Annotated in this window: 14 protein-coding genes; 12 read left to right on the top strand and 2 right to left on the bottom strand. The window is 35.3% G+C overall.

What is annotated here, in order from left to right; all coding sequences use genetic code 11:
- The first annotated feature begins 13 nt into the window (after positions 1 to 13).
- Positions 14 to 358, top strand: coding sequence for a DNA-binding protein (locus APF76_01305; GenBank protein KUO50846.1), 345 nt, complete (start codon positions 14 to 16; stop codon positions 356 to 358).
- The gene (locus APF76_01300; GenBank protein ID KUO50845.1) at positions 349 to 1641 is read left to right on the top strand and encodes a cell division protein; all 1293 of its coding nucleotides are present in this window, start codon (positions 349 to 351) and stop codon (positions 1639 to 1641) included. Before APF76_01305 ends, APF76_01300 begins: the two co-directional genes overlap by 10 nt.
- 156 nt (positions 1642 to 1797) lie before the next feature.
- Here the strand turns inward: APF76_01300 and APF76_01295 are convergent, their stop codons facing one another.
- A complete protein-coding gene (locus APF76_01295) occupies positions 1798 to 4161 on the bottom strand; it encodes a hypothetical protein (protein KUO50844.1) in 2364 nt (787 codons plus the stop codon).
- A 186-nt stretch (positions 4162 to 4347) separates the two neighbouring features.
- Here APF76_01295 and APF76_01290 point away from each other — a divergent pair, with 186 nt between their 5' ends.
- Positions 4348 to 5517: a hypothetical protein gene (locus tag APF76_01290; protein ID KUO50843.1), complete on the top strand. Its 1170-nt coding sequence runs from the start codon at positions 4348 to 4350 to the stop codon at positions 5515 to 5517.
- A 31-nt stretch (positions 5518 to 5548) separates the two neighbouring features.
- On the opposite strand, the gene APF76_01285 is transcribed toward APF76_01290, so the two are convergent.
- Positions 5549 to 6163: a hypothetical protein gene (locus APF76_01285; GenBank protein KUO50842.1), complete on the bottom strand. Its 615-nt coding sequence runs from the start codon at positions 6161 to 6163 to the stop codon at positions 5549 to 5551.
- A 212-nt stretch (positions 6164 to 6375) separates the two neighbouring features.
- Here APF76_01285 and APF76_01280 point away from each other — a divergent pair, with 212 nt between their 5' ends.
- The 9 genes from APF76_01280 to APF76_01240 all read left to right on the top strand — a co-directional run bounded on the left by APF76_01280 (position 6376) and on the right by APF76_01240 (position 15428).
- The gene (locus APF76_01280; protein ID KUO50841.1) at positions 6376 to 7107 is read left to right on the top strand and encodes a hypothetical protein; all 732 of its coding nucleotides are present in this window, start codon (positions 6376 to 6378) and stop codon (positions 7105 to 7107) included.
- A 155-nt stretch (positions 7108 to 7262) separates the two neighbouring features.
- Positions 7263 to 8186 carry a hypothetical protein gene (locus APF76_01275; GenBank protein ID KUO50840.1) on the top strand — a complete coding sequence of 308 codons (924 nt, stop codon included), beginning with the start codon at positions 7263 to 7265 and terminating at the stop codon, positions 8184 to 8186.
- A complete protein-coding gene (locus APF76_01270; protein KUO50839.1) occupies positions 8179 to 8979 on the top strand; it encodes a hypothetical protein in 801 nt (266 codons plus the stop codon). The genes APF76_01275 and APF76_01270 overlap by 8 nt, the downstream gene beginning before the upstream one ends.
- A 91-nt stretch (positions 8980 to 9070) precedes the next feature.
- Positions 9071 to 9760 (top strand): hypothetical protein, encoded by a 690-nt coding sequence (locus APF76_01265; protein KUO50838.1) that lies wholly within the window; start codon positions 9071 to 9073, stop codon positions 9758 to 9760.
- On the top strand, positions 9753 to 11195 hold the full coding sequence (locus APF76_01260) for a hypothetical protein (protein ID KUO50837.1): 1443 nt from the start codon (positions 9753 to 9755) through the stop codon (positions 11193 to 11195). The genes APF76_01265 and APF76_01260 overlap by 8 nt, the downstream gene beginning before the upstream one ends.
- A 58-nt stretch (positions 11196 to 11253) precedes the next feature.
- A complete protein-coding gene (locus APF76_01255; GenBank protein KUO50836.1) occupies positions 11254 to 11886 on the top strand; it encodes a sugar ABC transporter substrate-binding protein in 633 nt (210 codons plus the stop codon).
- Between the two features lie 16 nt (positions 11887 to 11902).
- On the top strand, positions 11903 to 12766 hold the full coding sequence (locus APF76_01250) for a bifunctional 5,10-methylene-tetrahydrofolate dehydrogenase/5,10-methylene-tetrahydrofolate cyclohydrolase (GenBank protein ID KUO50835.1): 864 nt from the start codon (positions 11903 to 11905) through the stop codon (positions 12764 to 12766).
- A gap of 86 nt (positions 12767 to 12852) precedes the next feature.
- A complete protein-coding gene (locus APF76_01245; protein ID KUO50834.1) occupies positions 12853 to 13911 on the top strand; it encodes a hypothetical protein in 1059 nt (352 codons plus the stop codon).
- Positions 13912 to 13997: 86 nt separating this feature from the next.
- Positions 13998 to 15428 carry a multidrug MFS transporter gene (locus APF76_01240; GenBank protein KUO50833.1) on the top strand — a complete coding sequence of 477 codons (1431 nt, stop codon included), beginning with the start codon at positions 13998 to 14000 and terminating at the stop codon, positions 15426 to 15428.
- Positions 15429 to 15430: the final 2 nt, after the last annotated feature.

The following is a 15430-nucleotide window of genomic DNA, read 5'->3' as shown; positions in this document are numbered from 1 at the left end:
AGGGGGTTATAAGGTGAAAGTCAGCAAGGAAATGTTAAAAGGAAGCACCGTAATATTAGTGCTAAGCTTATTAGAGCAAGAAGCTATGTACGGGTATCAGATGACAAAGGAAATTGAAAAGAAATCTAGTGGAGTATTTACCTTTAAAGAAGGAACTCTTTATCCTATTTTACACTCACTAGAAGCAGATGGTATCATTGAGTCTTATTGGTCAGGAAGTGAAGGCAGTCGTCAAAGGAAATATTATCAGATTACTAGTACAGGAAAAAAGCATCTTAAAGAAAAACAGAAGGAATGGGTAACTTTTCGTTCAGCAGTTGATAAGGTTATAACTGGGGAGGCTTATGTATTATGCTAAAGGATAATGAAAAGGTTCAATCATATCTCAATAGTGTATGCTCAGAAATAAGGCTCCGTGAGGCGCATGAGGAAATAAGACTAGAGCTTTTATGCCATATTCAAGAAGTAGTTGAAGAGTATATTTCTCAAGGCTTGTCTAAAGATGATGCAGTTAACAAGGCAATTGCTGTTATGGGGGATTCATCTATTGTAGGACAACAACTAGATGAGGTACATAAGCCTAAGCCAGAATGGAGTGTTCTAATATTGAGCAGCTTGTTTGTATCCTTAGGGTTAATGGTAATGTATTTTATGGATAGGCAGGGGTTATCTGGTTTTTCCCTATTTGAAAGGACTTTAAGCTACACTATACTTGGAACAGTTATAGTAGTGGGTATTTATTTCTTCGACTATAGAAAGCTAGAGAACTATTCTAAGCATATTTATATAGGTGCTACTCTACTGTTACTCTTCACATTTTTTACAAATCCACTAATTAACGGCAATCGTTGGTTTATTATAGGAGGAATAAGTCTAGACGTCGTAAGTATAATGCCAGTAATATTTGTAATAGCTTTAGCAGGGCTTTTAAATAATAGGAATTGGCGAGACTACAAGAAGTTCATACACGGAATATTATTATGTGCAATACCATTGGTTTTGATAGTGTTTAATGGATCATCATTAGTTTCTGCAGCCATTTATTCCTTAGCATGCATTGTACTCTTAATTGTTTCTGGAGTTGGATATAGGGTCACTATATTCCTGTTTAGCGCTATGATAGCTATAATTGCCTTGCCCATCATAAACAATCCATATATGTTTCAAAGACTGTTTGCATTTATCAACCCTCATGCAGATCCACATGGAAGTGGTTATTTGAATATACAGTTGAGCAATTTAATTGATTCTGCGGGTTTTTATGGACAGGGATTCACATTAGAGCCGAGAATTATACCTGAGCTGCATACAGATTTTATTTTTGCTTATATGACTTTCACTTTTGGTTGGATTGTTGCGATAGTAATTGTAGCTATGATTGTAGCGTTTCTAGTAAGAATCGCTCGTATAGCAACTATTGTTAAATATAGTTATGCTAAGCTATTAGTAAGTGGATTTATTGCAATCTTTTCTATGCAGTTTTTATGGTATATATCCATGAATCTAGGACTTGCTCCAATAACTGACGTCAGTCTACCTTTAATAAGCTATGGGGGCTCACAGTTAATCATTAATGCATTAGCAGTTGGTGCAATTCTTAGCATATATAGAAGAAGAAACTTATCCAAAGTCCCTAATTAACTATTTTGAACCCTTGTGAAATTACAGGGGTCTTTCTTAATTCCTCACATCTACATGGCAATCCCAACAGAATAGTATTCTCCAAAGAAGAGAATCTATAAATAAATAACCCTTTATCCATTTCTAGGATAAAGGGTTTGAGATGATGTACGGCACCTATTCTGTTGGTGTTTCTACTTTGCTGTCAGGGTTCATCTGTTCAAGCTCATCTATAGGATAGGTAGTGTCTCTAATGGGAGCTACTTCTGGAATTTCCAGAGTGTTTTTATGATCTATTTTATCTAACCCATGGGCCTTCCATAATTTGTTTGAGAGAGTGTATAAAGTATCGCCTATATAGAGAATTCTGGCAATATTCTTGTTGCTGTCATACCAATATCGACCTGCTTTTAGATAATCGTCATTAGATAAATGAGTAACTTTACCCTTAAGCTTAAATCCTGTTTCAGTATCAATGTGGTACACATAGGCTCCCTGGAAAGCAAACTCTCCATATGGCGGTACCTCTTTATAGCTAGTATCTTTGCTTTGGGTTACTTCCATAACCGTGACAGGAAAGGCAAGGAGGTTTTTGTCTCTAGAGAAAAGCAATGCCTTATGGTTTCTAAGAAGTTCTGATTCAGTTCCCCTGTCTCCAATCATTTCTACAAACTTTTCTTTAGGATTATTAACATCAGTTACATCAAATATTGCCATTTTCATACCCAGATAATAGGCCATATTGTCTACTTCTACGGCGTCTTTGCCAAAACCAATTATGTGGTTTTCATCGTAGGGATGCAAGTAGTCACTATAGCCAGGGATTTTTAAGGCACCTAATATTGATGGTTTCTCAGGATCCTTTAAATCTATCACAAATAACGGGTCAACAGTTTTAAAGGTAACCATATAACCCCTGTCACCCATGAAACGAACGGAATAGATGGTTTCTCCTGGAGCTATATCTTCAACTTGGCCTACTACATTTAGAGCATCATCCAATATATATATGTTATTTTTTGAGGTCTGCTCATCTGTACGCCATATATCCCCTACTGTTGTAGCCATACGGAAGTAACCATTATGCTCATCCATGGAAAACTGATTCAAAAGGGAACCTGGTACCTTACCTTTTCCATTATAATCAACACTACCTTGATTTAATGCAAAGTTATAAACCAGAGTGCTTCTGTTATCTATTCGAGTTTTATTATCGAAGCCATACTGAGTGACTGCCACATAGAGGTTACGTAGTGATGCGTAAATGTTTTGCCCCGAGCCTAAGAAAGTTGAAACTTCAGCCTGCTTATTAGGTTGATCTAGATCAAGGCCCGCAACTAACAAATAATTGGGCTCAACTGAACCGGGAAAATAGCGGATATTTTCATAATCAATATCTATATATTCATCATTTTTAGCTGTATCTCTATACATTGGCTTTTCAAGCTCTTGACCCTGTTCAAGTATATAATAGTTAATATGTTTATTAGCAACTAAATAAAGAGCTGTGCCAATTTTTCTAGAAGATACGTACTGCCCATCTAATTCAACCTCTCTAACAAGCTTAATGTCTTTTTTATCTGAAATATTATAAATCATGGCCTTTACAGTATTTCGGTAACCATGGCCTGGCATAATATCTGGTGCGATTCTTTTCTCCATGGTGGCCCTGGGCATTGGATAATAATGGTCAGACGCCCCGATAACCACCAAAAATCTTTCATCAAGGTACAGTTCCATTGGGGTAAAGGGCTGACTAGTCAAGTCTATAGTATGTACAAGCTTCATGTCCTGCGCAGGAAAGGCTTTAGCAATGACAATACGCTGATTGTTTACCTGGTAAATATATTCTCCGTCAGTTTTTACCATATCTCCTTCATCCACACCTTGAACCTGGACGTTAGTTGCAGAGTAGTCAGCATTATCCATAGCTGATTCAGCACCATCTGCTGTTTTCATTGCTTGTGCTTCCTCCATTGGAGCAGATCCAGTCAATGCTATGCGAAGTCCAGAGTATATCCCATTGTTTACCTCTACCTGCTTTAGAAGCTCCTCTAGCATTTCTTTAGACCCTAGTACAGGGAGGTCACTTATTTGCATGTTAATGTAGACAGAGGAGCTTTCCTTTTGCCACTTCACATCTGCTCCAAAGGCTTCACCTATGAACCTTAAGGGGACAAGGGTACTGCTTCCAACAATTTGGGATGCCACATCAAGGTTAATAGCTTTACCATTTTTACTAGCAGATTTTGTACCAATGTGCAGAGTTACTATATCATCACCTCTAGTTGCTGTAACTACTTGTTGCTTTTCATCCCATACTACAACTGCATCCATTGACTCAAAGATTTCTCTTAGTGGAACAAGGGTTCTCTCGTCAATAATTTCTGGTGAATTCTTGAAGGCTAACTGCTTACCATCTAAGTAAACATTAATTTCTTCTCCCGAAGCCTTTCCAGTACCTGTAAAAACAGTTGGTATCAAGAAAAAGGCTAAGATGAATGATAGAATGGCAATAAAGCAAATATTCTTATTTTTCATAAGTAACACCCCGATTTTTTATTTTTTTACCAAAGTTAGTTACTTCATTAGACGACCATTAGTTGGTGATTGTTCCAGCGTAATTTATAACAAAATTTTTGATAAGAATTGGATTGAAGGGTGCTTCTATTTGGTATAATAGGGGATATAAATTAATCTGGAAAATTTACCCTAGGGGGATTCAAAATGAGGTCCGGAATTATTGCGCTAATAATTAGCATATTGATGCTATTTTATATATTTTTGAATTATTATATAGGACTAAGGGGATGGCAGTTTTTAGGCAGGCATATAAATTTTATAAGTGGTAAATTCTATTGGTCTATCTTTTGGATAATAGCAATGTCATATTTTGTAGGTAGACTAGGTGATTCCTTTTTGCCTGTCCATAGTTCGAAGGTATTAAAAATCATTGGCTCCTATTGGTTGGCTGCCATGTTTTATTTTCTAATAGTGTTCTTAATTATTGATGTGCTACGTATTTTGAGTGGGTGGCTAAAGATTTCTATTCAGATGCCTTATTTAGGTAGCTTACCCCCGATAGTTGGTGGGATCATTATTCTGTTTCTAGTATCTGGTATAGTGTTATATGGTTCTTGGAATGCTCGTAATCCACGGATTGTAAAGTATGATATTACAATATCCAAAGAAGCTGGGAGGTATAATAGTTTAAGTGCTGTATTAATCTCAGACATTCATTTAGGAACTATAGTTGACAATAGCAGGTTGCAAAAGATGATTAAAATGGTAAATGAGTTGGAGCCTGACCTTATACTGCTGCCAGGAGATATTATAGATGAGGATGTGGAAGTTTTTGTGGAGCAACAGATGGTTGAGACGTTTTGCAGACTCAATTCTAGTCTTGGTACATATGCCGTATTAGGCAACCATGAGTATATTGGCGGTAATGCTGAGGATGCCGTTCGCTATATTCAAGAGGCTGGCATAGTTGTGCTTAGGGATAGCTACATTGAGTTAGATGGAAGTTTATACATCGTAGGCAGAGACGACAGAGCAGGTGCAAGATTTACAGGTCAGGGGCGTAAGGATCTTTCCGATATTTTAGAAGGAATAGATAAATCAAAGCCCATAATACTTCTAGACCACCAGCCTTTTAATCTAGAGGAAGCAAGGGAAGCAGGAGTAGATCTACAGGTGTCAGGACATACCCATCGAGGCCAATTATTTCCTAACCATCTTATAACACGAAAGCTTTTTGAAAATGATTGGGGATATTTGAAAAAGGACGACCTGCAAGTAATAGTATCAAGTGGGTATGGTACCTGGGGGCCTCCCATTAGAGTAGGAAATAAACCTGAGCTTGTTCATATAGAGATTACGTTTAAACAAAATTAAACCCATTTATTTTTGGCTGAATGAGTTCACTTTAGTTGGTTTTATTTGTTCTTAACTTATGTTGATATGATGCAAAAATGTATCCAATTACAAGACCTGAAAAATGACCTACAAAACTAATTTGGGGAACTAGAACCGTAAATACCATATTCATTAATACTAAGGGCAAAATTAAGCTGTTTGTCTGTCGACCCTGTTTTCGGGCCATTAGATCAAAATACAGTATAAACCCTAGTAGAGCAAAAATAGCTCCAGAAGCCCCAACTGAGAGGGTATTGGTAAATAATCCAGAAGAGACTGAAACCAATAGACCCGAGAGAAAGTAAAACAGTACAAAGGTTCTTTGTCCCAGTAATTGTTCTAGATATCCCCCAGCATGGAGAAGAATAACCATATTAAAGATAACATGCATTATTCCACTATGAATAAACATAGATGTCAAAAGGCGCCAGTATTCACCTGTTGCTAAAATATATGCAATTGGAGGCATACCTCCAAATATTATTAACTGGTTTTCAAATCTTAAAATAAAGCTTAAGACAAATATAGTTAGATTAATCCCAATGATAATCAATGTTACAGGTGCATTCTTTTTTAAATGATCTATAGAAACATTCCCACCAAAAACACCTGGATAGTATCCCACCTTAAAAAACACCCCTTCTTAAATGCTATATTTGGCAATAATATATTATGGATTTAATTTTATCAAACAATTCCTTTTTTATATAGTTTAAATAGGAATTTTATTTATTTACTTTAAAAAGCCTATCTTTAGGGAAAGATATATAACAAGAAGAGAGATGTAAATTACCAACTATTTAAGAAGAAAGATATTTCCATAAGGAAGTGCTTAATATGTTTTTTTGGGAAGGACAAGAAATTTTATCACTATTGCAATGGATACTAAGGGCAGGAGTTATCTCCTTGTGGTTACTTTTAATTGTAAAGGTCATGGGTCAGAGGTTAATAGGTAGATTAAACTTATTTGATTTTATAATAGCTATTACAATAGGTAGTGTTGCTGCAGGTCCGTTGAGTGATTCCCAAAGCGGTTTAATTGGTCCAATTCTAACAATGACTTTTCTTGGAGTATTCCATGTCTTAACAGCATATTTAGCGCTAAAGAATTCTAAAATTCGTCGTGTGGTTCAAGATGAACCAATTGTTCTTATCCAGAATGGTCGTTTGATTAGAGAAAAGATGTATAAAGCTCGATTCAACTTAGATGATGTTTTGTTTGCCCTTCGAGAGAAGAATATGCATAATCTTCATGATGTAGAATTTGCTATATTAGAATCAAATGGTCAATTAAGTGTTATTCCTAAATCTCAGATTAGACCTTTACAACCTAGAGATCTTGGTATTCCTACAAGCTATGAAGGAATGGCTACTGTCCTCATTGAAGATGGAAATATAATTCAAGATAACCTAAAAAGAAAAAATTTAGATGAAAATTGGTTAATTGCTGAATTAGAAAAACAAGACATACATAACCCTAATGATGTTATGGTAGCAATGCTAGATACACTTGGGAGACTGTACGTGAGCAAAAAAAATGAGGAATACATAGATAGTAGTTCACTATAAGGATGGCGTAATTCTATAAGGTACATATAAATTTGGTGTCCATATAACATGGATGCCTTTTATTATTTAATAATTTCTTAATATATTACTAAGTGTCATTTAATGTTTTCAGGCGAAAATGATATTAGTAATTAAGTTCTTAGGAGGAAAATAGAATGAAACAAAAATTTGTGCTTGAGGTCTCTAACCTTTGCAAGTCCTTTAGTGGAAAAAGGGTAATTGATGATCTTAGTTTTAAAGTAGAAACAGGGGATATTTATGGTTTTCTGGGACCTAATGGAGCTGGAAAAACAACCACTATTAGAATGATACTTAGCTTGATACATTTGGATAGGGGATATGTAAAAATTAATGGATATGACATTAAAAAGGATTTTAAGAATGCATACAAGAGTATAGGAGCGGTTGTAGAAACACCTAGGTTTTATGATTACCTTTCGGCATATGATAACCTAGTGCAAATCGCTAATTTACACTCTGAAATATCTAATAAAAGAATTACTCAGGTGCTTGAGATTGTTGGTTTAAAGGAAAGGTCCAAGGATAAAGTAAAGACTTTTTCCTTAGGTATGAAGCAGCGCTTAGGACTTGCCAGGGCTTTAATTAACAATCCCAAATTAGTCTTTCTAGATGAGCCAACAAATGGGTTAGACCCTCAAGGAATGATAGAAATTAGAAACATGATTAGTCAATTAGCTATAGAGCAAGGAATTACATTTTTTATAACTACTCATATGCTTCATGAAGTTGAACAAATTTGTAACAAGGTAGCCATTTTACAAAAAGGCAAGTTAATTACAGAGAGTTCGGTTAAGGAATTATTAAGCAAAGATACTGAATATCTGCAAATTCACACTAAGGAGATAGATAAAGCCTTACTGGTTTTAAAACAGGTTAGTTTTATAAATAGAATTGATAATGCTCCTTTTGGATTAAATGTAGAGGTAGATAAAGGCTTCTCTACTGAACTTAACAAACTATTAATTGAGAATAATATCGCAGTCCAGTATCTAATTCCTCAAAAGCAAACCTTAGAACAACTGTTTATAGAAGTTACAGGAGGTAAGAGCCATGTTTAATTTAATTAAAAATGAGATCTATAAGATATTTAAGACAAAGAAAATCTATGTGTTTATGCTGGTGATTTTTATCTATAATTTCCTTCCTGTATTAGAACAAGTTACAGGAGCTATAGAGGAAGCAGATGTAGTGATAAATGGTCAAAATATTGCTTTTTATATGTTAAACTTTATGATAACAAATATCATGCCAATTTTTATTATAGTATCTATCTCAGACATGATCACAGGTGAATATGTAAATGGAACTTTAATTTTGCCTTTAACACATTCTGTGTCTAGAATAAAATTACTGACAGCAAAAATAATAGCATTGTTTATACCATTAGCAATTTTGCTGCTATTTTCTCTAGTGTTGTCATATGCCTTGGGAACAGCAATATTTGGTTGGGGAGACCAGTTTATTTTTCAAGAAGTAGATCAGCCACTTCAATCAGCAGTAGTTTACTCGACCCAAGAAGGAATAATAGTTACCTTTGCTTCATATATGCTATCTATTTTTCCACTATTAGCCTTTGGAATGATGATAATGTTATTAGCATTACACTTTAACAGTAGTGGAGTAACGGTAGGTATATCAATAGGTTTACTAATATTTTTAAGTATCCTTGGGTCAGCGGTAGAAAGGTTGATGCCCTACCTAATTACTAATGGTTTTAGTTTGTTTAAAATTCTATATATCTCCCGGGATATGGGTGAGTTTATTGCAACTTCTATTGTAACGGCCGTTTATGCTATTGCGTTTTTCTTAGCTAGTGTTTATATTTTCAATAAAAAGGACTTAACATATTAATTCAGTAATATTTAATATAATCAAAAGAGTTTAATGAATAATTAGAGCATATTTGCTATAATTTAAAAAATGCTAATTATGAGGTATAAATGTGCAAGAGAAAATTTTAGTAGTTGAAGATGAAAAGGAAATTGCTGAGTTAATCAGAGATTATCTAAAACAAGAAGGTTTTGAAGTAGCCCTTGCTTATGATGGAAAGCAAGGGCTAGAAGTATATAAAAATACTAAGCCCACTTTGGCCATCTTAGATATAATGCTTCCCAAAATGGATGGACTAGAATTATGCAGGCTGATTAGGAATGAGTCTAGTATACCTATTTTAATCTTAAGTGCCAAGAAAACTGATATTGATAAGATCCTCGGATTAGGATTGGGAGCTGACGATTATGTAACTAAACCATTTAGTCCTGGTGAATTAGTTGCAAGGGTTAAGGCTCATATACGGCGATACACATTATTATCCTCACCTGCAGAGAATAAAAAAATCATTAAATATGATGATTTAGAAATAGACAGCGGTGGTTATAATGTCTATTTAAAAGGTAGCAAAGTTGAATTATCTGCTAAGGAATTTGAAGTTTTACATTATCTAGCTGTCAATCCTCAACAAGTTCTTACAAGAGAGCAAATCTTTGATCGTATATGGGGCTTTAACTCTTATGGAGATATAAATACAGTTACAGTTCATATTAGAAAAATAAGAGAAAAAATCGAGAAAGACCCATCAGAACCTCAATATCTTAAAACAGTATGGGGAGTAGGTTATAAGTTTAATGGGTAAAAAAACTATGAAACTAGGTATTCGTTCTAGATTGCTAATTACTTTTATACTTATTACAGTTCTTCCTATAGTAATTACCTTGGGAGGACTTGGGCTTGCATTAAAGTATTATTCTACACAAATAGAAATGAGTGCTGTGGATAATCTGATAGAGGCTAATGAAATAATTAAGAATGAAATTCAAGAAAGTTTTGCAGAAATAAATTATTATGATACTTTCCACAAGGAAATTCAACCTTCCTTGGAAAAGTACAATTTAAACCTTCAAGTTGTGGATCTTTCGGGGAAGCTACTTTATGATTCTACAGATAGGGCATCTTCGCTAAAGAGGGTAGAGATAGATGAAATAAAAGATATCCAATATCTTAGTAGCCAACTTTTTATCTTAAATACGCCAATTTTTTATAACAATGAAAAAGTTGCAGATGCTATAATAAGGGGTGACCCAGATCAACCACCATTTAATAACCTCTCAAAAGTTATTCAAATAATCATTATTAGTATAGTTTTAGGGATACTATCATTTATAGGTATTGTTATTTTGTCCACCTGGTACATAGCGGGAAGCATTCTCAAACCTTTAAGAGAGTTGAACTTAGCAACTGAGAATATTGCAAAGGGAAATTTGGATTATGAAATTAAACATATGAGTGAAGATGAATTAGGTAAGTTCTGTAGTACATTTGATTTAATGCGAAAAAAGCTTAAAGAATCTTTAATTAGACAAACCGCCCATGAAAAATCTCGACAGGAAATGATAGCAAGCATTTCCCATGATCTTCGTACTCCTATTTCCTCTGTTAAGGGTTATGTTGAAGGACTTCTAGATGGAGTTGCTAATGATGAAGAAATGTTTAAGCGTTATTTATCAGTAATTAAGAACAAGACAGATCAACTAGATCGACTAATAGATGACCTAGCTCAGTTTTCCAAGCTTGAATTAGATAATCTTGATATCAATGCTGTTCAAGTAGATAGCCAGGAGTTTTTTGAAAGTCTCTTGAGTATTTATAGGGTGGATTTTGAAAACTCTCCTGGAGTATTTTATAGTGAAAATCAAATTCCATCTGCAGCAATTATGGCTGATAAACTTAGGATAGAACAGGTATTGAATAACCTCATTGAAAATGCTAAAAGATACATACCAGTAGATGATGGGTATATAAAGGTTAAGATAGAGGAAAAAGAAAACAATATAATAGTGGCAATAAGAGACAATGGTACAGGTATATCTAGCGAAAACCTTCCATATATTTTTGATCGGTTTTATCGTGGTGAAAAATCCCGTTCTAGAGAATATGGAGGCTCAGGGCTTGGCCTAGCTATATGCAAATACATTATTGAAGCCCATGGTGGGCAGATATGGGCAGAGAGTACTTTAGGTAAGGGGAGTGTTTTCTACTTCTCATTACCAATAGCTGAGTTTAGAGTATAACAGGGTTATGTAAGCAATTAAGAACATATAAATAATTATTTTAAAGGAGGATATTTTCATGTCTATGCTAGAAAAAAGTTGTAATGAGTTTTTGGAAGAATTAGCTTCTAAAGCTGCCGTACCAGGCGGTGGCGGTGCAGCAGCCTGTGGTGGGGCCATTGGGATGGCATTATCTAATATGGTTGGGAATCTAACAGTTGGCAAAAAGAAATATGCAGATGTACAAGAAGAAGTAATTAATCTAATAGAAAAAGGTGGCAAAGTAATTGAGGAGTTAAAGGCTCTAGTAGATAAGGATGCAGAGGTTTTCGAGCCATTGTCAAAGGCATATGGTTTACCCAAGGACACACCTGAACAAGTTAAAATTAAGGAAGAAACTTTAGAGGAATGCTCAAAAGTTGCTTGCTCTGTACCAATGGAAATCATGCGTAAGTCTTACGAGGGTATTAAGATTCATGAAAGAATGGGACAAATAGGGACTATGATTGCAATTTCTGATGTTGGTTGTGGTGTTGCATTTCTTAAAGCAGCCTTAATCAGCGGCTCGCTAAATGTAATTATTAATATCAACTCCATAAGGGATCAGGAATATGTTAAGGCAACAGCAGAAGAAATGAACCAACTGTTAGCAGATGGAAGTAGAATAGCAGATGAAACACTAGAACTAGTAATTAATAAAATAAAGAAGTAAACAGGAGGTAAGTTAAATGGCAGAATTATTATTGGGAAAACCAGTTGCAGATGCTATGAAAGCTGATCTAACTAAAAAGGTTGAAGAGCTAAAAAGCAAAGGCATTACTCCTAAATTGGGAATTATTAGAGTAGGGGCTCGTCCAGATGATCTGTTTTATGAAGGCGGCGCAAAGAGAAATTGTGAAGCCGTTGGAATGGCATATGAAGTATTTGAATACCCAGAGGATATTGGACAAGATTCATTTGAAAAGGCTGTTGCCCAGGTGGGTGATAATAAAGAAGTGCACGGAATCCTTATGTTTGCGCCTCTACCAAAGCACTTGAATGAAAAGAAAATCAGAACATTTATTCCTGTTGAGAAAGATGTAGATTGCATGACTCTAGGAAGTGCAGCAAAAGTGTTTGCAGACGATCTTACAGGGTTTCCACCTTGTACCCCTACTGCTTGTATGGATATGTTAGAGTTCTTCGACATTCCATTAAAAGGTAAGAAAGCAGTAGTGCTTGGTCGCTCTTTGGTGGTAGGTAAGCCTTTGGCAATGCTATTACTTCGTCAGCATGCTACTGTTACAATATGTCACTCTAGAACAGAAAATCTACCCGAGGTATGTGCTGGTGCAGATATATTAATAGCTGCTGTTGGAAGAGCAAAAATGGTTAAGGCAGATTATGTAAAAGCTGGACAAATTGTTATTGATGTTGGTATTAATGAAGATCCAGATAATCCAGGTAAATATTGCGGAGACGTTGATTTTGATTCAGTTGAACCAATAGTAGATAAAATAACTCCGGTGCCCCGTGGAGTTGGTTCTGTAACTACAGCAGTTTTGTGCAAACAAACTATTATGGCTTGTGAAATGCTAAACGGGCTTGCGTAGTCCTAACTTTATACTTAAAAGGTCTTCTCGTTACGGGAGGCCTTTTTGGTATAAAAAAGGAAATCAAGGATGTCAGGAGGATTTAATTGATCATTGGTGCTAGAACTGCAAAGACTGGTATTGCTATTATGGTTTCCATAGGGATTTGTAACTTACTTGCGATAGGTCCTACTATTCTTGCTGCTATTGCAGCAATGGTTAATATGCAACCATCAGTATATCAATCAACTAAAAATGCAGTAGATCAGGTATTTGTAACTGGAATTGGGATAGTGGTTGGAATTTTCTTTGGGCTAGTTTTTGGTAGCGGTGCAGTAGTGATTGGTATCGCTAGTATAATTGTCATATATTTTACTCTAAAGCTTAAAATGAATGAATTTATTAATATAGGTGTGATATCTACAATTTTTGTATTAGATGCTTCTTCTGCTGATTTTTTAAACCAAGCTTTTATACGTGTCCAATTAATAGGGGTAGGATTAGTTACTGCGTTAGTAATAAATAACCTTATTTTTCCTCCAAAGTATTTTAACCAAGTGCAAATGAAGTTAAAAGAAATCCATAATGAAACTATGGCAATTTTTGAAGTTGAAGTCACTAATTTTATCGAGAACATAGGCATAGACAATAAACTTAATAAATTAGATGATGTGCAAAAACAAGCATTAGAGCTAGATGATGATCTTGATGTATTACAGCATGAGGTGCAAAATAAAACAGGTCAAGTCAAAAGAAAGTATAATATGATACATGACCTTCATCACCTAAACAGTCAAATTTTAAGTAAGGTTGGTATCTTGGAGGACATTCATCCCAATAGATTAAGAAGAAGAGCAAAAAGAGGGAATTTACCGTACACCCCTGAGTTTCAAGAGATAGTAACACGCATACAAAATGCTAATAATGTGATAAAAGAAAATTCTATTCTTCTACAAAAGGCTATTATTGATGGAGAAAGTATTGAAGGTTTAAAGCCTGTTATTTCCTTGAGGGAACCATTACATTCACGGCTAGAAAAGTGGCATCAACTTCATCAAGGGGATAATTATCATGTGAGAGCGTTAATGGAAGTAAGCATTGTAATTTATGAATTGACATGGATAAATAAAGAACAAAAAAGATTATTTGAAAAGTATTTCAAGTAAAGGAACTCACCTTTTTATGCAGGATTTGTGCTTACCTATGGCGAAATGAAAAGCCAAGTTGATGGACTTATTTTGGAGGATTAAATATGGGCACAGATATGGTAAATGGAAAGCCTGGCCTTCTATGTGAAAGGCTATCTGCTAGACAAAGAAGGCTTATATTACTGGCTATTGGGATAGGTACTTTTATGGGGCCCTTGGATGGTAGTGTTGTAAATATTGCATTGCCAAGTATAAGTGGGCATTATGATGTATCTCTGGCAATCGTAGAATGGGTTGTAATGTCCTATTTATTAGTGATCAGCAGTCTTTTATTGACATATGGACGAATGGGAGATTTGTATGGTTATAAAAAAATATATATTTTAGGGTTTATAATTTTTGCGATTGGCTCCCTGCTTTGTGGACTATCACCTACTATTTTCTTGCTTATTGTTTTTAGGGCGGTACAAGCAATAGGTGCTGGCATGATGATGTCCATGGGTCCAGCAATTATCACACATATTACTCATCCTAAAGAGCGAGGCAAATCATTAGGTATGATTGCTATATCAGTATCCATAGCCCTAACTACCGGTCCAATACTTGGCGGTTTTTTAACGAGTCACTTTGGCTGGCAAAGTGTATTTTTTATTAATATTCCCATTGCTATTATAGCGATAATAATGGCAGTTAAACTAATACCTACTATAGAGTCCCAAGAAAGGCAACCTTTTGATATAATTGGGTCATTTATATTATTCTTTGCTCTTATTAGCATTTTGTTCCCGTTAAGTTATGCGGAAAAAATCGGCTGGGGAAACCCTCTAATATCTACTTTAATAATTACTGGAATATTGTTGCTGATAGCATTTTTAATTTTGGAAAAGCGTATAGCTTACCCAATGCTTGACTTGTCTTTATTTAAAAACAAATTGTATTCTATGGGTAACTTGTCAGCTATGATTAACTATATGGCCATGTATTCGGTAATTTTGATTATGCCCTTTTATTTGCAGCAATTATTGGAGATGTCTCCATCTCAAGCAGGACTAATGTTAATTCCAATGCCTTTGGTTACCATGGTTGTGGCACCTATTAGCGGTACAATTTCTGATAAGGTTGATACTAGATATGTTAGCTCTACAGGTATGGCAGTAACAGCCTTTGGGTTATGGCTTTTAAGTACCCTAGATGTAAACTCCAGTCTTTTATTTATAGGAACTGCATTTGCCGTCATAGGGTTAGGTACTGGAATGTTTCAGACTCCAAATAATAGTGCGGTCTTGGGGTCCGTTCCACCTAATAGGAGAGGAATTGCATCAAGCATGCTGGCGATAATGCGTAATATAGGAATGGTTTTAGGAGTAGCAATTGCTGGTGCAATATTTAGCAGTCGACTCAATCTTTTGATGGAGGAGCAAGGAATGGTACAAGCGTACGCAGGTGCAATGAATGCAACATTTCTTGTAGCAGCGGGGTTGGCTTTAATTGCGGTTTTAACCTCCCTGGTCCGTGGCTCATTGAAATCGAGATAAAT

The sequence above is a fragment of the Desulfitibacter sp. BRH_c19 genome (genome assembly GCA_001515945.1).
Lineage (GTDB): Bacteria > Bacillota > DSM-16504 > Desulfitibacterales > Desulfitibacteraceae > Desulfitibacter.
This window is presented reverse-complemented; position numbering and strand designations above follow the sequence as displayed.

Coding starts and splice junctions, on each gene's coding strand:
- APF76_01295 (KUO50844.1), bottom strand. CDS start 4,161: ATGAAAAATAAGAATATTTGCTTTATTGCCATTCTATCATTCATCTTA.
- APF76_01290 (KUO50843.1), top strand. CDS start 4,348: ATGAGGTCCGGAATTATTGCGCTAATAATTAGCATATTGATGCTATTT.
- APF76_01280 (KUO50841.1), top strand. CDS start 6,376: ATGTTTTTTTGGGAAGGACAAGAAATTTTATCACTATTGCAATGGATA.
- APF76_01275 (KUO50840.1), top strand. CDS start 7,263: ATGAAACAAAAATTTGTGCTTGAGGTCTCTAACCTTTGCAAGTCCTTT.
- APF76_01270 (KUO50839.1), top strand. CDS start 8,179: ATGTTTAATTTAATTAAAAATGAGATCTATAAGATATTTAAGACAAAG.
- APF76_01260 (KUO50837.1), top strand. CDS start 9,753: ATGGGTAAAAAAACTATGAAACTAGGTATTCGTTCTAGATTGCTAATT.
- APF76_01255 (KUO50836.1), top strand. CDS start 11,254: ATGTCTATGCTAGAAAAAAGTTGTAATGAGTTTTTGGAAGAATTAGCT.
- APF76_01250 (KUO50835.1), top strand. CDS start 11,903: ATGGCAGAATTATTATTGGGAAAACCAGTTGCAGATGCTATGAAAGCT.
- APF76_01240 (KUO50833.1), top strand. CDS start 13,998: ATGGGCACAGATATGGTAAATGGAAAGCCTGGCCTTCTATGTGAAAGG.